General features: G+C 39.7%; 20 protein-coding genes and 1 pseudogene. 5 read left to right on the forward strand and 16 right to left on the reverse strand.

Annotated features, from left to right (window positions below; genetic code table 11):
• Positions 1-31: 31 nt before the first annotated feature.
• A complete protein-coding gene (locus K1I43_RS11915) occupies positions 32-433 on the reverse strand; it encodes a CBS domain-containing protein (RefSeq protein WP_083842719.1) in 402 nt (133 codons plus the stop codon).
• Between the two features lie 157 nt (positions 434-590).
• On the opposite strand from K1I43_RS11915, the gene K1I43_RS11920 reads away from it, so the two are divergent.
• Together K1I43_RS11920 and K1I43_RS11925 are read left to right on the forward strand one after the other, a co-directional pair.
• A complete protein-coding gene (locus K1I43_RS11920; protein WP_019417091.1) occupies positions 591-1019 on the forward strand; it encodes a disulfide formation protein C in 429 nt (142 codons plus the stop codon).
• The gene (locus tag K1I43_RS11925; RefSeq protein WP_019417092.1) at positions 1016-1480 is read left to right on the forward strand and encodes a thioredoxin family protein; all 465 of its coding nucleotides are present in this window, start codon (positions 1016-1018) and stop codon (positions 1478-1480) included. Before K1I43_RS11920 ends, K1I43_RS11925 begins: the two co-directional genes overlap by 4 nt.
• Before the next feature lie 23 nt (positions 1481-1503).
• Here K1I43_RS11925 and K1I43_RS11930 read toward each other — a convergent pair whose 3' ends face one another.
• Positions 1504-1893 (reverse strand): DUF5365 family protein, encoded by a 390-nt coding sequence (locus K1I43_RS11930; RefSeq protein WP_009362047.1) that lies wholly within the window; start codon positions 1891-1893, stop codon positions 1504-1506.
• A gap of 105 nt (positions 1894-1998) precedes the next feature.
• Here K1I43_RS11930 and K1I43_RS11935 point away from each other — a divergent pair, with 105 nt between their 5' ends.
• Positions 1999-2910: an RluA family pseudouridine synthase gene (locus tag K1I43_RS11935; protein ID WP_026011573.1), complete on the forward strand. Its 912-nt coding sequence runs from the start codon at positions 1999-2001 to the stop codon at positions 2908-2910.
• Here K1I43_RS11935 and K1I43_RS11940 read toward each other — a convergent pair.
• From K1I43_RS11940 to K1I43_RS11985, 10 genes and pseudogenes are all read right to left on the reverse strand, one after another.
• Entirely contained in the window at positions 2905-4242 is a 1338-nt protein-coding gene (locus K1I43_RS11940) for a hemolysin family protein (protein WP_033383292.1), read from the reverse strand. The genes K1I43_RS11935 and K1I43_RS11940 overlap by 6 nt on opposite strands.
• A gap of 46 nt (positions 4243-4288) precedes the next feature.
• Complete coding sequence (locus K1I43_RS11945; protein ID WP_009362050.1) at positions 4289-4975, reverse strand: zinc metallopeptidase; 687 nt, start codon at positions 4973-4975, stop codon at positions 4289-4291.
• Positions 4976-5130: 155 nt separating this feature from the next.
• Positions 5131-6264, reverse strand: coding sequence for an MBL fold metallo-hydrolase (locus K1I43_RS11950; RefSeq protein WP_019417095.1), 1134 nt, complete (start codon positions 6262-6264; stop codon positions 5131-5133).
• Between the two features lie 52 nt (positions 6265-6316).
• Positions 6317-6550, reverse strand: a complete 234-nt coding sequence (locus tag K1I43_RS11955; protein WP_019417096.1) for a glutaredoxin family protein — start codon at positions 6548-6550, stop codon at positions 6317-6319.
• A gap of 82 nt (positions 6551-6632) precedes the next feature.
• Positions 6633-7409, reverse strand: a complete 777-nt coding sequence (locus K1I43_RS11960) for a sulfite exporter TauE/SafE family protein (protein WP_019417097.1) — start codon at positions 7407-7409, stop codon at positions 6633-6635.
• Between the two features lie 48 nt (positions 7410-7457).
• Positions 7458-7685: a sulfurtransferase TusA family protein gene (locus K1I43_RS11965; RefSeq protein ID WP_009362054.1), complete on the reverse strand. Its 228-nt coding sequence runs from the start codon at positions 7683-7685 to the stop codon at positions 7458-7460.
• An 11-nt stretch (positions 7686-7696) separates the two neighbouring features.
• Positions 7697-8092, reverse strand: coding sequence for a DsrE/DsrF/DrsH-like family protein (locus K1I43_RS11970; protein ID WP_019417098.1), 396 nt, complete (start codon positions 8090-8092; stop codon positions 7697-7699).
• Positions 8089-8664 (reverse strand): sulfurtransferase TusA family protein, encoded by a 576-nt coding sequence (locus K1I43_RS11975; RefSeq protein ID WP_009362056.1) that lies wholly within the window; start codon positions 8662-8664, stop codon positions 8089-8091. Before K1I43_RS11975 ends, K1I43_RS11970 begins: the two co-directional genes overlap by 4 nt.
• 11 nt (positions 8665-8675) lie before the next feature.
• On the reverse strand, positions 8676-8975 hold the full coding sequence (locus K1I43_RS11980) for a rhodanese-like domain-containing protein (protein WP_009362057.1): 300 nt from the start codon (positions 8973-8975) through the stop codon (positions 8676-8678).
• A 143-nt stretch (positions 8976-9118) separates the two neighbouring features.
• Positions 9119-9274: pseudogene (locus tag K1I43_RS11985) on the reverse strand (sporulation protein YhbH); the annotation flags it as partial.
• Between the two features lie 156 nt (positions 9275-9430).
• On the opposite strand from K1I43_RS11985, the gene K1I43_RS11990 reads away from it, so the two are divergent.
• Positions 9431-11329, forward strand: coding sequence for a Dam family site-specific DNA-(adenine-N6)-methyltransferase (locus K1I43_RS11990; RefSeq protein WP_136260427.1), 1899 nt, complete (start codon positions 9431-9433; stop codon positions 11327-11329).
• Positions 11330-11349: 20 nt separating this feature from the next.
• Positions 11350-13047, forward strand: a complete 1698-nt coding sequence (locus tag K1I43_RS11995; protein WP_136260426.1) for an AlwI family type II restriction endonuclease — start codon at positions 11350-11352, stop codon at positions 13045-13047.
• Positions 13048-13402: 355 nt separating this feature from the next.
• On the opposite strand, the gene K1I43_RS12000 is transcribed toward K1I43_RS11995, so the two are convergent.
• Genes K1I43_RS12000 through K1I43_RS12015 form a run of 4 tightly spaced genes read right to left on the reverse strand, consistent with a single transcriptional unit; the run spans position 13403 to position 17603 of the window.
• Positions 13403-14074: an N-acetylmuramoyl-L-alanine amidase gene (locus K1I43_RS12000; RefSeq protein ID WP_075039219.1), complete on the reverse strand. Its 672-nt coding sequence runs from the start codon at positions 14072-14074 to the stop codon at positions 13403-13405.
• Positions 14071-14484: a phage holin family protein gene (locus K1I43_RS12005; protein WP_220382664.1), complete on the reverse strand. Its 414-nt coding sequence runs from the start codon at positions 14482-14484 to the stop codon at positions 14071-14073. Before K1I43_RS12005 ends, K1I43_RS12000 begins: the two co-directional genes overlap by 4 nt.
• A gap of 10 nt (positions 14485-14494) precedes the next feature.
• Positions 14495-15901 (reverse strand): hypothetical protein, encoded by a 1407-nt coding sequence (locus K1I43_RS12010; protein WP_220382665.1) that lies wholly within the window; start codon positions 15899-15901, stop codon positions 14495-14497.
• A gap of 13 nt (positions 15902-15914) precedes the next feature.
• Positions 15915-17603, reverse strand: a complete 1689-nt coding sequence (locus K1I43_RS12015) for a phage tail protein (protein WP_220382666.1) — start codon at positions 17601-17603, stop codon at positions 15915-15917.
• Positions 17604-17610: the final 7 nt, after the last annotated feature.

The raw sequence follows: 17610 nt of genomic DNA on the forward strand, positions 1-17610 counted from the left end.
GGAGCTTCTTGTAAAGAAGCCCCTTTCTTGTTTAATGATATGAAGGTTCAGAAATCTCGGATAACGCTTGTTCTGCCGCTTCATCATATGCTTGGTTTGTGGCGATATCGCCGAGAGCAACAATGCCACAAAGCTCGTTATTTTGTACGATTGGCAAGCGGCGGATTTGGTTTTTTGCCATTACTTTCGCTGCTTCATCAACGCTCATGTTTGGCGTCCCTGTGACGACATCACTTGTCATCACTTGTGAAACAGGTGTCGAAGGGGTTAACCCTTGCGCCGTCGTACGAAGAGCAATGTCACGGTCGGTAATCATCCCTTTTACTTTTCCATTTTCAACAACAGGAATGGCACCAACATTATGTTCATTCATTAATTGTGCTACCTCTTGAACAGATTGATCTGGTGTGACCGTTGCTACTTGGCGCGTCATAATCGATTCAACTGTATGATTCAATATGATCCTCCCCTTTCGCTTTTTATTGTGCACGTTCACTTGTTCATTATGTAAGTAAAATATCGTCGCAATTTACATCATTTCTTTCGATGTACTATAATGAACAAAGAGTAAAAAATAAGAAGGTGGAATTATGGCTCAGAGAGAAAATCATTTGTTAGCCGCTTGGATCGTTGCACTCATCGCTACGCTTGGCAGCCTTTATTTTTCTGAGGTATTGAAGTTTATCCCATGTGAACTTTGTTGGTATCAGCGCATTTTCATGTATCCGCAAGTATTTTTGCTCGGCATGGCTTTTGTGCGCAAAGAATTTAACATCGCTCGTTATACGTTTATGTTATCCGTCATCGGTGGGACGATTTCTGCTTATCATTATCTCATTCAAAAAGTGACATTTTTCCGAAATACTGCTCCATCATGTGGCGTTGTCCCATGTACAGGACAGTATATTAACTGGCTCGGGTTTATTACGATTCCCTTTTTAGCACTTATTGCTTTTATTTTCATTAGCGTCATAAGCTATCGTCTTATAAAAATGGGGAAAGAAGGGAAAGGCGAATGAAAAAATTACTTATTTTCGGCGGTATCATTATCGTTTTATTCGGAGCACTGGCTTGGATTACATCATATACGCAAAAACAAAAAGCGGAAGGAAATCCGTTCGGGAAGGAAGAACTACACCCAGCTACGATCGACCTTCTTGATGATCCGAATTATCAAAACATTATTTTACCTGACGAATTAAGAGAAGCATTAAACAATAAAGAAACGATGACCGTTTATTTTTACAGCTCAACGTGTGAATTTTGCAAAAAAACAACGCCAATCGTTGTGCCGTTAGCGAAAGAAATGGGCATCGACTTAAAGCAATTTAACCTTCTTGAATTTGAAGAAGGATGGGATGAATATCACATTGAAGCGACACCAACCATTGTCCGCTTTAAAAATGGAAAAGAAGTCGCACGCATTGAAGGATATTATGAAGAAGACGTATTTCGAAAATGGTTTGAACAAACAAAATAAAAGCCTTCGTTGTGAAGGCTTTTTTACATCACCCAAGAATGAGTAGGTTTCATATATACGCTCACATAATGATCTTTTTCATGTAAAAAATGTTCAGGTGTAAGCGGGAAACTTATTCCATGTCGCGCTAATTGCTCTACATTGCGTTGAAACAAATGATTGTAGTAAGAAACGCGATGGAACGAAGCAAATTCAATAATCGCTTGCAACGATTGTAATGCAGAAATAATCTCAAACGCCTCTTTTAACGTTCCATCGTATGTGGAAGATTGAAACTGTAATATACCAAGCGATTCAAATGTTTCAATTTCATGATCTGTGAAATATTTTGGAAAAATACATGTATAAAATTGCTCAATAAGCGATTGAATATATTGCTTTTGCTCTTCCGTAGCAACATAGACGGTTTTCAATTGACCTCACCTTTTTCCATTTCATTTCCTAATCTATAACGAAATTGTAACATACCAACTCACTTTATGGTGTTGGTAATTTATTGTATAGAAAGAGTGAGACGAATGAATGTACAGAAAAAAGGAAATTGGCTCATGTTTGAAGCGCCATCATCATGGGTTGGCCTATCGCTTGAACAAGCATTCCAAACAAAATGGTTCGTTCCTAAAAAAATGTTGCATGAATGGCGAATGACAAAAGGAGTCACAGTAAATAAGAAAACTGTTCCTTTACACACAATCATTTCACTAAACGATCATATTGGAGTACATATAAAAGACGAAACGATTGAACCGATTCCAACATACTTTCCGCTTCATATTGTATTTGAAGACGATCATGTGCTTGTTATTAACAAACCTGCACATATGGACGTCCATCCGAAGCAGCCAACCCAAACAAATACGTTAGCAAATGCGGTCGCATTTCACTTTCAATGTGAAGGAATTTATAGCAAAGTTCGGCATATTCATCGCCTTGATTGCGATACGAGCGGCGTCATTTTATTTGCTAAACATGCGCTTGCTGGCGCTGTGCTCGATAAATATTTAGCGGAACGAACGATTCATCGCACATACGTTGCGCTTGTTCATGGATATGTGAAACAAAAAAAAGGAACGATTAAAGCTCCAATCGGTCGCGATCGTCATCATCCAACGAGACGGCGCGTATCGAAAACAGGAGATACGGCGATCACGCACTATGAACGTCTCCAATATGACAATCAAAAAAATGTGTCGCTCGTTCGCTTGACGCTTGATACAGGAAAAACGCATCAAATTCGCGTCCATATGAGCTATATCGGACATCCATTAGTTGGAGATACGTTATATGGGGGAAAACCGTGGATCGATCGCCAAGCGTTACACGCGATCTCGCTTTCGTTCCCACATCCGTTGACAAACGAGTGGATCACCTGTTCTGCCCTACCTGATGAAACGATTTTCGGCAATATAAAAAGAGGCGCGTTACTATAACGCAGCCTCTTCGTTCATGTCCGTCACTACATCTACTGCTGGAGGGCGACGTGTCACTTCAATTTTTTTCACATGATGACCGTCTAATTGGATGACTGTAAATATATAGTCACCAAACTCAATTTGCTCTCCTGGACGAATGTTGTAACGTTCGGTTAACATCCATCCCCCGATTGTATCAACGTCTGTATCATCAATTTCTAAGCCGAATAAATCATTAATTTCACTAATGAGCACTTTTCCATCTACGATCGTTCGGTTTTCATCAATGACTTGAATAAGCGGAGTTTCATCTGTATCAAACTCATCTCGAATTTCTCCAACAATTTCTTCTAAAATATCTTCAACTGTGACTAAACCTGACGTGCCACCGTACTCATCAACTAAAATCGCCATATGAATGCGCTCTTTTTGCATTTTCACAAGTAAATCTTGAATAGGAATCGTTTCAATCACTTGAATAATCGGGCGTATATATTCACGCAGTTCTCTTCGCTGTTGACAGTTTACAACAAGGTCCGTAAACAACTCTTTTACATTTATTAATCCAAGAATATGATCTTTATCGCCATCAATGACTGGATAACGTGTATATTTTTCTTCACGGATTGTTTGCAATACATGTTCCATCGAATCATTGACATCTAACGCCACAATTTCTTTGCGCGGAACCATAATTTCTTTTGCGACACGATCGTCAAAACGGAAAATGTTATTCACATACTTATATTCCGTATGATTAATTTCTCCGTTTTTATAACTGGCCGATAACAGAAGACGCAACTCTTCCTCAGAATGAGCCAATTCTTGTTCGTTAGATAACTGAAAACCAAATAAACGAACGACGAAACGCGCAGACCCATTTAACAACCAAATAAACGGATACATGACGCGATAAAACAACATGAGCGGGCGCGCCGTCCATAACGTAATCGTTTCGGCTTTTTGAATCGCAATCGTCTTCGGTGCTAATTCACCAACAACGACATGAATAAACGTAATCATCGCAAATGCGACAATAAAAGAAGCACCATGGGCAAATGATGGCGAGACATGAAACTCGTCAAAAAGCGGACGAAGCGCTCGTTCTACCGTCGGTTCTCCGAGCCAACCAAGACCGAGCGAGGTCATCGTAATTCCAAGTTGATTTGCAGATAAATACTCATCTAAATGCGTAATAACATGCTTTGCTGCTGCCGCTTTTTTGTTCCCTTCCTCAATCAGTTGATCAATGCGCGATGGGCGCACTTTTACAATCGCAAATTCTGAAGCGACAAAAAAACCGGTAAGCGCAATAAGAAAAACAATCATCCATAAACTAAATATGTCCAACGAACGTCCGCACGCATACATGCGTGCGGATGCCACCTCCTATTTATTAATCTTCATTATTTCCTTGCACAAAAATAAGTACATACTTGATTAATTCTAACACCGAAATAAGCGCTGCAGCAACATACGTTAATGCCGCGGCATTTAATACTTTATTTACTCCACGTTCTTCTTCGTTGCGAATAATGCCTTCTGCAATCATAAAATCTTTTGCACGTGAACTTGCGTTAAACTCAACAGGTAGCGTAATGACTTGAAACGCGACGGCAAATGAGAATAAAATAATCCCTAAACCAATTAACGAAAACTGTTGCAATAAAAACCCGCCAAGAAGAAGAAATGGAGCTATTCCAGATGTAAAATTAACGATTGGAAACATACGATGGCGCAAAACGAGCGCACCATATGCTTGTTGATGTTGCACCGCATGACCCACTTCATGGGCAGCTACCGATACCGCTGCAATCGAGCGGCCATAGTAAACCGGCTCTGATAAACGAACGGCTCGAGCAATTGGATCGTAATGGTCTGTCAACGTACCTGGGACAAGTTCTACCGGCACATCGTATAGCCCATTGCGATCTAAAATGAGACGTGCCACTTCTGCTCCCGTTAACCCAGAGGAAGCAGGTACATCTGACCACTTACTAAAGTTTCCTTTGACTTTAAATTGTGCCCAAATCGACACAGCAAAAGCAATTAAAATGAGAAAATCCATTGGATGAAAAAACATCACATCATCCCTCCGTTATTTTATATTTTAATGAAAAATGACCGAAAATGAAAGAGAGTATCTCTACATACGTTATATACGACTATTGTGTCCAAAAAGTTTCACAAAATCGAAAAAAAAACCTCGCACATAGCGAGGTTGAATAAAATTCCTTTTTAATGTGTATGATGAACAGCACAACGGTTCGGACCGATTTCGAGTTCTTGTTGTTGTTCTGGCGTTGCATCTTTCACACCACGATTGATGGCAATAATGTCTTCAAAGTTCGGTGGTGTTTCAGAAGAAGCGGATTGCGCCACATGTTCAACGAACTCCTCTTCCGTTTTGCCTTGCATGATTTCATTCATTTGACGAATGTTTCCTAACGTATTCCCGATATATCCTTGCTCATTTACTTCTTGATCAAAGTTTGCATAGTGTGCAGGAAGGACAATCACATCATCTGCAATTTGTGCTACTTTGTTATACACTGTGTCGTATAAATCTTTTGCCCACTCACGCGCTTTTCCGCCAAGATCTGGTCGGCCAAGACCACTGACGAAAATCGTATCCCCAGAGAACAACAATTTATTGTTTACGAAAAATGATACACTACCTGGAGTATGACCTGGCGTTTTAATCGCTAATACTTCTAAGCTTACTTTTTCAAATTCGATGCGATCATGATTTTCTAGCGGTTCAAATTCAAATACCGCTCCTTCACTCTTCATTAAATAATATTTCGCTCCTGTTTGTTTTGCTAATTCGTATCCACCAGAAATGTGATCGGCATGTAGATGAGAATCAACAATATGTGTAATTGTTACGTTTTCTTTTTGCACTACTTCTTTATATACATCAATAAATCGGGATGGGTCAACGATGAGCGCTTCTTTGCCTGATACGACCATGTAAGAAAGGCACCCTTTACCGACACGAATAAATTGATATACTTTCATATTTTCATCTTCGTACACAACAACTGGATACAAATATTCACTCCATGCTTTCATGCCGCCTTTTAAATAAAATACTTCTAACCCTTTTTCAGCAAGCATGTCAGCGACCATCATCGAAGACCCTTCTTTTGCACAAACAACGACGATTTTTTTATCTTTCGGTAAACGTTCTAACACAGGCTCAACGCCATCGATTAATTCAAAATAAGGGATGTTTAAATATTCAATGTGCTCTCCTTCAATTTTCCAATCTGCAAAATCTGATTCATTACGAACATCGAATAAGAAAAACGGTTCTTTACGAACAATCATCTCATTGATTTGTTGTGCTGTTAACGCATATACTGCCATGTAATATCCACCTCTCCTTATACCTTATAGGGTATTTATATAAGTAAAAAAATTATTGTTGTAACAATTGCATAATTCGTTGCGGATCAAATCCAACGACCCACTGTCCGTTAATTTCTGTTTGTGGCACGCCCATTTGTCCAGTCGAGCGAACAACGTAATCAACAGCTTCAGGATGTTGATGCAAGTTCACTTCTCTAAAAGGAATGCCACGTTCAGCTAAAAAGTTTTTTAGCAATGTACAATATGGACATGTCGTTGTCGTATATACCGTTACTTGTTTCATGTTACCATTCCTCCTTTATGTTCCACTATTTTATATACCCCTAATGGTATTATAACATAAAGGATGAATTTTTCAACATCTTTTACAAAATGTCCAACCAAATTTTAATAGCTGTTGCTACAATGAGGACCGCTAAAATAAACTGCAATATTTTTGTATTGACTTTTTTACCAACGTTTGCTCCAATCGGGGAAGCAATTAAACTTGCAACAACCATAATCAACGCCGTCCAAAACTCGAACTGTCCTGTTGTAATTTTTCCTACTGTTGCCCCAATTGATGAAATAAACGTAATCGCTAATGATGTAGCAATCGTCATACGTGTTGGAATTTTTAATACAACGAGCATAATTGGTACAAGAATAAATGCACCAGCGGCTCCGACAATTCCCGCACTCACTCCGACAATAAATGCTAATGCAGCAGCGAGCCACTTATTAAATGTCACTTGATCGAACGGAATATTGTCAATTTCTTTTTTCGGAACAAACATCAAAACGGCCGCAATCGTTGCCAACACCGCATAAACGATATTAATGCCGCCTTCACTCATTAATTTTGAACCATAACCACCGATGAAACTACCGAGCAAAATGCTCGTTCCCATGTAAATAATTAACGTTTTATTTAAATATCCACCTTTCCGGTACGCCCAAACGCCGCCAATTGTTGCGAAAAATACTTGAATGGCGCTAATGCCGGATACTTCATGAGCACTAAATGCAGCGTAGCCAAGCAACGGTGGAATGTAGAGCAGCATCGGATACTTAATAATCGATCCGCCAATCCCAACCATTCCTGAAATAAACGAACCGATAAACCCAATGAGAAAAATCGTCACAATAAAGCCAATATCCATGCTAGTTCACTCCTTGTATGAAGCATCGGGACATACGCCCGATGCTTCTCACGCTTTACGAATCCAAAATTTTAGTACGTCGCCTTCTTCGGCCATGTCAATCATTTCATGCCCCGCTGATTTTGCCCATGCGGACAAATCGTTTTTAGCTCCTTTATCTGTCACATGAATTTCTAACACTTGACCTGACTGTAGTGTATCCATTCCTTTTTTTGTACGAACGATTGGCATTGGACACGCCAACCCTTTTGCATCAACGACAAGATCTGCTTTCATGCTTTTCCTCCTTAGAACGTTAACGTAATGTCAGCATCTTTCGCAAAATCGAGGAATGTAACAGCGCCACCAACATCAATACCATCTACAAAATGTTCTTTTGTTAATCTCATCACATCCATTGTCATTTGGCAAGCAATAAATTTCACACCCATTTCTTGAGCCATGCTTACAAGTTCAGGGATCGATGGAACGTTCGCTTGAGCAAATCCTTGTTGAATTTGTTCTTTTCCTTCTGGAAGTGGCAATTGCTTATACGCTTCTTTATGAATTAAATTTAATCCTTCGAATGTAAAGAAAATCGCTACTTCTGCTTCTGTTGCTGCCGCTGCTGTCGCAATGTTAAATACTTTGTACGCATCGAATAATCCACCATTTGCTGCAATAATTGCTACACGTTTGTTCATTGTTCATTTCCTCCTTTAATGATTGTTCCTTTCCATTCTGTCATGCCTGGAATGACGTTAAATACATGTGTGAATCCTTTTTCAGCTAATTGTTGCGCAGCGAGATCGCTACGATTGCCTGTTCGGCAAATGACGTAAATCGTCTCATCTTTATTTAATTCATTCATTCGCTCGGACAACTGTCCAAGCGGAATATGATACGCTCCTGGAATATGCCCAAACACATACTCCGCTTCTTCGCGCACGTCTAAAATAAATACTTGTTCATTGTTTTCTACTTTCTTTTGCAATTCGTCTAATGCGACAACATGAGGATATTTCGTTTCCTCTTTGCTTTCTGTAGGATTCGCTTTGCGAAGGTAATGTTTAAGTACATCTCCTTCTTCAATCGTGCCGATATATTGATGCCCTGTGTTTTTTGCCCAACCTTGAATATCGGCAAGCGATCCTTTGTCTGTTGCTTGCACTTCCAGCACTTGGCCAGGTTGCAGCTGTTCCATTGCTTTTTTCGTGCGAACAATCGGCATTGGACAAGATAGCCCACGCGCATCAACGACAAGATCTACATTCATTCGATTCCCCCCTATCGTTCAATCTCACCTGTCCACTCAAGCATACCGCCTGTCATATTCACGACGTCATATCCGTAACTTTCTAACAACTGACAAGCCATACCGCTTCGGTTTCCTGAGCGACAAACGAGAATATGCTCTTCATTTTTATTAATTTCATTCATTCGCTCAAGCAACTGACCGAGCGGAATGTGACGTGCACCTGGAATTTTCCCTTGTGCTACTTCTTCATATTCGCGCACATCAATAATGCTCAGTGCACGCCCCTCTTTTAATTGTTGTTCGACTTCTTGCGGGGATATATGCTTCATTTTCCTCACCTCTCTATACTCATAAGGGTATATTTGATTGTAAAAAATAAGTAATTACCATTACCTCTATGAGTATATTACAAAACCCCCCCGTTTGTCAACTATTTTTTCGCAAAAAAAAAAACCTTGTATGATACAAGGATTTAAACAAACGTTTTCTGTTCTTCTTTGCGGAAAAAGTTTCTCATCGCCTGCAACACATCCGATTTTTGTTTTAAAATGTAATAGCGAAATTTTTCATCTTTAATATGTTTGTACGCTGACATGAGCGTAGAATGACGATTGTACTGATTCAACTGTATACCCTATACACATGTAATTACGTTTATAATTACTCTCTTCTTAATTGTAACTATATAGCTTCAAGAGTAATCAATCCCAAACAAGCAAATCCCCCTGATAATATGTTATTATTTTATCATGAAGATGAAAAATAATTTGGCAGGGGAATTAGAATGAAACAACAAGTTTCTGAAAAACTTCAATCTTTGATAAAACCAAAACCTATACTGAAATGGGCGGGCGGAAAACAACAAATGTTAGATGTATTGTTGCCCCAAGTTCCCAAGCAATTCAATCGATATATAGAGCCTTTTTTTGGTGGAGGCGCTTTGTTCTTTGCGCTCGAGCCCAAAAATGCAATTATTTCCGATTCGAATCCTGAGTTAATTAATCTGTATCAAGTAGTTGCTGATAATGTAGAGGAACTTATTTCATTGCTAAAGGAAATGAAGAATGATGAATCATTCTATTATGAGATTCGTGCTCTTAACCCGGAATCATTAACAAGGGTTGAAAGAGCAGCCCGAACTATCTATTTAAATCGAACCTGTTATAACGGATTGTATCGAGTAAATCGAAAAGGACAATTCAATGTTCCATATGGAAAATACAAAAACCCAAAAATTTGCGATGAAGAAAACCTTCGTGCAACTAGCCTTTTACTTCAAAATACTGTAATCGTTGAAGGGGATTATAAAGATGTGTTAAAGGACCATGCAAAACCAGGTGATTTTATTTTTCTTGACCCACCGTACTTGCCTGTTGGAAAGTACTCTGACTTCAAAAGATATACAAAGGAACAGTTTTACGAAGAAGACCATATTGAGTTAGCTCAAGAAGTAGATAGACTCCATGAATTAGGGTGCTACGTTATATTGACAAATTCTAATCATCCCTTGGTTCATGAATTATACGGAAAATATAATATTAGAGTTTATAAAACTCGAAGAAACATTAATAGTGATGCTTCTAAAAGGACAGGAGAAGATGTAATGGTAAAAATTGAACCTAAACGCCGTGTTTTTGTTGTCCCTGAGCCTGTAAAATTACCGAATCAGCTAGAGAAATACCCTACAACTCGTTTTATGGGCAGCAAACAAAATCTTTTAGAATATATCTGGTCTATCGCTTCCCAATTCCAATTCGAAAGCGTACTCGACCTGTTCAGCGGAAGTGGTATAGTCAGCTATATGTTTAAAAGTCAAGGTAAACAAGTGATGAGTAACGATTATATGGCTTTTTCCTACTACTTCACTAAAGCAATGGTAGAAAATAACTCCATTTCTTTAACCGATCAAGATTTATGCCTTTTATTTGATCAGTCTACCAAGCATGATAATTTTGTTTCCGAGACGTTCAAAAACTTATATTTCGATGATAAAGACAATGAATTTATTGACACCATTCGCGCAAATTTAGATCGATTAAAAAATGAATATAAACGTGCTATTGCTATATCAGCATTAGTTAGAGCATGTCTTAAAAAGCGCCCTCGCGGTATTTTCACATACACAGGATATCGTTATGATGATGGAAGACGTGATTTAACACTAACCTTGCAAGAACATTTTCTTGAGGCGGTACGGCAAATAAACAATGCCGTCTTTGATAATGAGAAAATGAATAAGTCTCGTCATGGCGATGCAATGGATTGCCGTTACAAAGCCGATTTAGTTTATATTGATCCACCGTACTATAGTCCATTATCAGACAATGACTATGTTCGGCGTTATCATTTTGTCGAAGGAATTGCACGGGACTGGAAAGGAGTTGAGATGCAATGGAACACAAAAACAAAGAAATTCAAAAGCTATCCAACTCCATTCAGTTCCATAAAAGGGGCACATGACGCTTTTGATCTTTTGTTCAAACGTCACCAAGACAGTATCTTGATCGTATCCTATTCTTCTAACTCGTTGCCGACCAAAGACGAAATGCTGACTCTAATGGCTAAATATAAAAAACAAGTCGAAGTATTTTCCGTAGATCACAGATATTCTTTTGGTAACCAAGGTCATAAAGTTGGGAACAACAACAATCAAGTTCAAGAATATCTCTTTGTTGGATTTTAAGTTGGCTGGAGGGACTTCGTATGTCGAAGAAGGCTTGGTATATTGGTAATACTACTGTACGTAACGCTAAACGTTTAAAAGATGGATTGAGAGTTTTGCTAAACTCCCACCTTCATGGCAATCTCAAAGGAAAAAAAAATGAGCAGGAATTTGCCAAACTCCTTCACGAAAAAGGTGTGGTCTTTGTGAAAAGGATCAACGATTCTCCTGATAATGATGCCAGCGATGTAGGGAGAAAATGGCGTGCTGCTCTAATGCAACTTGGTTTTATCAAACCACCATTTTCAGATACTCCCTTCACAATCACACCGAATGGAATGAGGCTTGTGAAATCAAAAACTATGCCAAGCGAACAAGAATGTTTTTTAAGAGCTCTATTGGCATATCAAGTTCCTTCGATCATTGAGGATTCTTTTAGTGTGCCGGTTTTCAGCCCGCTTCGCATAGTCTTGGAAGTGTTATACATGTTAGAATGTCGAGATTTAGATGCAACAATTGATAAAATCGAGATGGCTTCAATCGTTCAACTAACAACATCTTTGGAAGAAGTTAACGATGTGGTTGACCGTATAGCGCAATATCGCCACATACTTAATGATATTACTGATTCACGTGAGAAAAAAAGGTTCATTCAAGAGTATTTACAATCAATGGAAACTCATAGTCAAAGCGCAAATACGCTTGTTGATTATGCCGACTCAAACTTCCGATATTTGAAGTTGACAGGCCTTTTTGTTGAAAAGGGGAATAAACTGTGTTTTGCCGATCATAAAAGAACTATTATAGAGCAAATTCTGTCAGAGTCTTATTCTCCAATACCAGAGAGCGAATATCTCGAAACCCTTTGGAATGGCGCCAAGTTGCCTACTGATAATGCTCCTAAAGCTATCGAAGTAATTCAGACAACAGCGCAACTTCTAAAAGAAAACGGACAGACAGTACAACTTCCTAACCTTGAAAAAATGAACATTCCTGATCTGTCCAGCTTGCGTCTCGAATTAGAAGATGATTGGCTGAAAGTTCTCGAAAAGAAATATGCGCAAGAGCAAGTTAATCAATGGCAGGATATATTGCAATATCTACAGGCCTTAACTCATCCAAACCGTCGAAACAGCATCATTCCACAAGGAGAAGGAGCCGCATATTTCGAATGGGCCATTTGGAGAGCCTTTTTAGCCATCAATTCACTCTGTAATGAACCGTGGGAGGCTAGGAGATTTAAAATTGATCAGGACTTTCTCCCGCTACATCCGGCTCCGGGAAACGGTCCGGATATGATTTTTGAATTTAAGGACTTTGTTATAGTCGTTGAGGTCACTTTAACACAATCATCTCGCCAAGAGGCCGCAGAAGGAGAACCAGTTCGCAGACATGTGGCGGAAGTAGTAGATCACTATGAGCAGAAAGGAAAACGAGTATATGGATTATTTCTCGCAAATAAAATCGATACCAATACAGCAGAAACTTTTCGGATTGGTGTATGGTATCGAACGGATGATTCTCGAATGGCCTTGAGAATCGTTCCTTTAACATTAGAACAATTTATTCATTTGTTTGAGGTTGGCTTTAAATCTAAAGGGCGATTAGATCATCAACTGGTAGAACAAGTAATTCGTGACTGTTTAGTTGAGAGTAATAATGATGCCCCTGAATGGAAACGTAGAATACAGCAACAAATCGATCGAACCATAATACAACTCTCAAACAAAACCGTATAACCTAGATGATACACAAATATTAAAGAAAAGTTTTAAAAAAAGCTGTATAAAGAGCACGACTTTGCTTTTGTACATTCGTTCGAAACAAATAGTTAATTCGTTAACGGTATGCGTGGGTATAATGGATGAAGCGAAGCGAATTCGAAGCGATTTCTCGAAATTCGAGCCCACCTTATTTCTAAATTTAAAACAGTGCTTGATAATTTTCACTTGCTTATTCACTTGTTGTTCTGGTGCTAGTTGAGCCTAACCCCCAACTAGCACCATTATATAAACAAAAAGTATCATACGATATAGATAAAGAAAATTATCCGTGTATCGTAAAAACAAAAAATCCCCTGCCGAGTAGCAGGAGTTAAACAATGATAGCCTGATATCCTTTTTTCTTTAATTCTTCTGCCAGTCGTTCTGCATTTTTCCTATCGCTGAACGCCCCGACTTGGACGCGATACAATTTTTTGTCTGACGCTTTTTGTTGCGGCTGCGCTTTTTTCTTTAGCCCGAATGCCTTTTCAAGGCCAATGACGTGACCATAAGCGATTTGGTGCAGGAACTGCTCTGATTTCAGTTTGGCAGCGTCGTTGGTATTATCGATGAACAAGTTTTCGGTTAAAATGGCCGGCATATTCGTTAAACGAAGCACGGCATAATTCGCGCGTTTCTTGCCGCGATCCGTGAAGTTGCCAATCGCACGAACAATTTCACCATGAATGACATTCTGATATGCGATTGTGTTTGCGTCTTTCGTATTGTTAAAAATGTACGATTCAAAACCAGTGCCGCCCCCGGCGTTGATGTGAACGGAAATGAAGTAGTCAGCTTTTAACTTGTTTGCGATTGCTGCACGCTCTGAAAGTTCAAGAAAACGGTCATCCGTCCGTGTGTAAAGTATTTCAACGCCTTCATACTCTTCAAGCATCTTACCGATATGTTTTACAATAGCAAGCGTCAGGTCTTTTTCCCTCAACCCATTCGCAATAGCACCGGGATCGTGTCCGCCATGGCCAGCATCCAGAACGATCTTCATTTCTTCTCCGCCTCCTTGCTTTTCCCTTTCAACACTTCCACCGCCTGTGTCAGCCGCTCTGGCACGGGTACTCCCATACGTCCAGCGTTTTCAAAAATACTCAACAATTCATTTGCCATATAAAAAACGATAGTCGCATCGCGGAACATATTTTTGGTTCCAAGTGCGCTATCGACCAAATGAGCCAGTGCAACCATGACAAAAATCATGACCTTCTTAATAATTCCTTTGAATCCGATTTTGCTTGATAACGTTTTTTCTGTGTATCCCGCCACCATTCCAGTTCCGTAATCAACGACCACCATCCAAAATAATACGAGTAGCAACCCTGTTGACTCGCCAAATAAATACCCAACCACAGCCCCCAGCGTGACCGCGACGGTCTTGTAAATGATATCGAATCGTTCCATATGCGACCTCCTATACAAACATAAAATCATACGTCACTTTCATTGTGTTTGTGCTTGTCTTTGTCACAGGTGTTGGAAGAAGGTTTCTTGCTCCTAACGAGCCTAATTCAGTCATAAAGAAAGAGTATTCATCACGCAAAAAATATTCTCCGTCTTTGACAGCTATTCCAGGATAGGAACTCGATGAACTTGGTTGTGAAATCGCGTATGATAGCCTGTTCATTTGCAAATCAAAAATAAGCAAACCGATGCTTGTACGAACTGCTATTTCGCTTTTCTGTTGGTTATACGCCATTCCATACGCTACGACGCTAGTGTCAAAAATATTTTTTGCTTCAATGATGTTGAAACTACTGTCATACTTAGCCCAACGCAAAGGGTATTTTCCATCTACTTGTGCGGCTGATCGTCCTAATACATAGAAATGTGCTCCTACTCTCTCAATTCCATATAAATACCCAAATCCCGAAAGCGTGATAGTGCTTCTTGTTCCATCTGACTTTTTAATCCTATATATTGTATTAAAATCCACTCTGCTCCCCATCACATAATAGATAAAATCAGAATCGTATGTCATATCATAAGCTACATCAGTTGAATCTGAGAAATGTGAATCCCAAACACGCCCAATAGTAAAAGTGGCTGTTTTTCCGTTCGTGCCAGGAGTAACTAATATTTCAACTATCTTTCTCGCTCCAGTACCAAATGATTCATATGTCCAAAAGCTAGAGCCATCAAAGCAGAGACCACCTCTATTGTGCGAGTTATCCGCTATCCCGTTATTCCCTTTCAAAGCTACATACCACTCATAATTTTTCTGATAGTATCGTTGAGTTGATATTGACGAAGGGCTACCTGTGTCTGAATACCATACAACTGAAGAAAACGTTCCATTTGCTGCTTGCGTCGAGAAATCGAAAACAAAATGTGCGATCCCTCTATCTGTATAACTTTCCGCGGCATTAATTGTCCCGCGTCTTGTATCCGTTCCTACATATTCATTTTTAAAAGCATATCCAACAATATCTCCCATCACAACACGCTCATTTTGCGGATTTTCCGGTCGTGAATCTGTCGTGAGAGCGATAGTATCAAAAGGGAAAGATTTACTTGTAATTGGTCGCATATGCCACTCTGTAAAAGACTTACTACTTACTGACCACGCGCCAATTTTTGCATATTCACTCATTAAAATGAATTCTAAGTAATCCTTCATATTAATCGAAATGAAGTTTTCTGCCGTAACTTCTTCAACTTTTTTCCCAAATCGCTTTTCGTCAAAGAGCTCCACTTTCGTAAAGCCGCGAATTGGAATCGAGCTCACTTTATGTTTCAACATCTCGATAACTTCACCAGTCACGAAATTTTCCTTTCTAGCCAATGAATGATACGCTCGTTCCATATCAAACTCCAACATTTCTCACCTCACCTCAATTCAATGTGATTTGTACCGTACTTGCCACTGCCGGAAATGGACGAATTTGTTCATGTGTTCGCCATTGCGATATAGACTCAACGATGCTTGAAGATATAGGAACAACGACTTGCGTGCTGACAATTTGGCCATTAACAATAGATTGAAAACGACTAACATGTGGTTGTATAGCCTTCTTCCATTCAATTTCTTCTGTTGCATTCGCACGTGGTAGACGGTCAGAAATGCCGCCGAGCAAGTTTGCTGCATATACAAACACTTGTAGTCCGCGTGGGTCAATCGTTAGCGTTCCGGTGCTTGTTTTCATTTGTACGTCTAAAAACGCCGAACCAGGCGGCATTTGCAACAGCAAGAAAGGGACGCCAATTGTTACAAATCCAGCTTGGCACGTTTGTTTAATCGTATTAAATGTCGGCTTTCCGCCATACATAAATGAAATTTCAACCGTCATCGCCGTTGACGCTTGACCAATCAACGACAAACCGACTTGCGCGTTTGATGAACTAAAGTTTGTAATGACAAGTGAGAGAGCCGTTTGGACAGATGTTCCAACGGAAAGTGTTTTTTCATTCGTCCCGACAATGAAAGACGGTTGGGACAACGAAACATCCGATGAAGTGAGCTGATCTTGTTCTTGCGTATGAATGCCTGGAATAATATACGACAACTCCACTTCATTTCGATACGGCTCATCGGGGAAACGTCGCATACGAACAATGCGTGTTCGAACGTTGATTCCAAGTTCATCGTCGAACACATTCACATAATCTCCGACAGAAAACTCATATTGTGAATTTCCTGTCAATGCAGATAAGTCGATGACTTTGCATTGATATGAAATGACAGGCTGTGATAATACTTTCAACTTTTCTTGTGCCGCACGCAGCAAGTCTCCTGCAAGTAAAAAACGCTCATCTTCCCACACGTACTCTTTGCGATACTTTTGCTTTGCCTCAATCAACGGGATTCCTAAACTCGTGTACCAAGAGTAATCCTCGACATATGGCTTATTGTCATTGACGCTTTCGATAGACAATCCGTTTTTTCCATATGGATAGAGGACGGTCGCCTCTGGCGCGCGAATCGTTCGTTTGATTTCTTTCAAGTTTTTCCGATATCGAAAACCATAGCCGCGATTCGTTCCAATCTGTTTGACAAGATTAATCTCTTTTTTAACCGTATCAAATTGAATTTCATGCCCAGTGATTTTTGCCCACTGCCGAATCGTCCAAAGTGCTGACTTCCTCTTTTCACTCATTGAATGCTGCGTTTCTTGCGACGACAACGCTTCTACACGCCCGACTACCCAACCTGTACGCGAAATAATTTGCTCTAGTCCTGCTTTCGGTGTCTTTCTATCAATCGTTATCTCGATTAAAAACGTATCGAGCAATTTCACGAAATACGATGGACAGACAACATCGAAAATCGGTTTGCCGTTCGCATCGCGCCCATCGTTCATTTCGGAAATAAAAAAACGCTTGCCCATATAGATGATTTCCATGTCATTCATCATCACTCGAGCATGGCGATCATCGCGTGGAAGGGAGAATGTGAGTATTTCTGCGTCATTCAATGTTTCTTCGTGTTCAATATTGTACGCATTTTTCAGAACACCAAGTGGCTTCCCAGTTAGGTCATACAGCACCATCTGATGTTCAATTTTTCTTGAAAAGCTCAACATTCTCACC

The organism is Anoxybacillus sp. ST70 (assembly GCF_019553625.1).
Lineage (GTDB): Bacteria > Bacillota > Bacilli > Bacillales > Anoxybacillaceae > Anoxybacillus > Anoxybacillus gonensis.

Coding starts and splice junctions, on each gene's coding strand:
- K1I43_RS11970 (WP_019417098.1), bottom strand. CDS start 8,092: ATGAACAAACGTGTAGCAATTATTGCAGCAAATGGTGGATTATTCGAT.
- K1I43_RS11925 (WP_019417092.1), top strand. CDS start 1,016: ATGAAAAAATTACTTATTTTCGGCGGTATCATTATCGTTTTATTCGGA.
- K1I43_RS11975 (WP_009362056.1), bottom strand. CDS start 8,664: ATGAATGTAGATCTTGTCGTTGATGCGCGTGGGCTATCTTGTCCAATG.
- K1I43_RS11950 (WP_019417095.1), bottom strand. CDS start 6,264: ATGGCAGTATATGCGTTAACAGCACAACAAATCAATGAGATGATTGTT.
- K1I43_RS11990 (WP_136260427.1), top strand. CDS start 9,431: ATGAAACAACAAGTTTCTGAAAAACTTCAATCTTTGATAAAACCAAAA.
- K1I43_RS12015 (WP_220382666.1), bottom strand. CDS start 17,603: ATGTTGAGCTTTTCAAGAAAAATTGAACATCAGATGGTGCTGTATGAC.
- K1I43_RS11945 (WP_009362050.1), bottom strand. CDS start 4,975: ATGTTTTTTCATCCAATGGATTTTCTCATTTTAATTGCTTTTGCTGTG.
- K1I43_RS11915 (WP_083842719.1), bottom strand. CDS start 433: ATGACGCGCCAAGTAGCAACGGTCACACCAGATCAATCTGTTCAAGAG.
- K1I43_RS11935 (WP_026011573.1), top strand. CDS start 1,999: ATGAATGTACAGAAAAAAGGAAATTGGCTCATGTTTGAAGCGCCATCA.
- K1I43_RS11960 (WP_019417097.1), bottom strand. CDS start 7,409: ATGGATATTGGCTTTATTGTGACGATTTTTCTCATTGGGTTTATCGGT.
- K1I43_RS11955 (WP_019417096.1), bottom strand. CDS start 6,550: ATGAAACAAGTAACGGTATATACGACAACGACATGTCCATATTGTACA.
- K1I43_RS12005 (WP_220382664.1), bottom strand. CDS start 14,484: ATGGAACGATTCGATATCATTTACAAGACCGTCGCGGTCACGCTGGGG.
- K1I43_RS11995 (WP_136260426.1), top strand. CDS start 11,350: ATGTCGAAGAAGGCTTGGTATATTGGTAATACTACTGTACGTAACGCT.
- K1I43_RS12000 (WP_075039219.1), bottom strand. CDS start 14,074: ATGAAGATCGTTCTGGATGCTGGCCATGGCGGACACGATCCCGGTGCT.
- K1I43_RS12010 (WP_220382665.1), bottom strand. CDS start 15,901: ATGTTGGAGTTTGATATGGAACGAGCGTATCATTCATTGGCTAGAAAG.
- K1I43_RS11965 (WP_009362054.1), bottom strand. CDS start 7,685: ATGAAAGCAGATCTTGTCGTTGATGCAAAAGGGTTGGCGTGTCCAATG.
- K1I43_RS11980 (WP_009362057.1), bottom strand. CDS start 8,975: ATGAAGCATATATCCCCGCAAGAAGTCGAACAACAATTAAAAGAGGGG.
- K1I43_RS11920 (WP_019417091.1), top strand. CDS start 591: ATGGCTCAGAGAGAAAATCATTTGTTAGCCGCTTGGATCGTTGCACTC.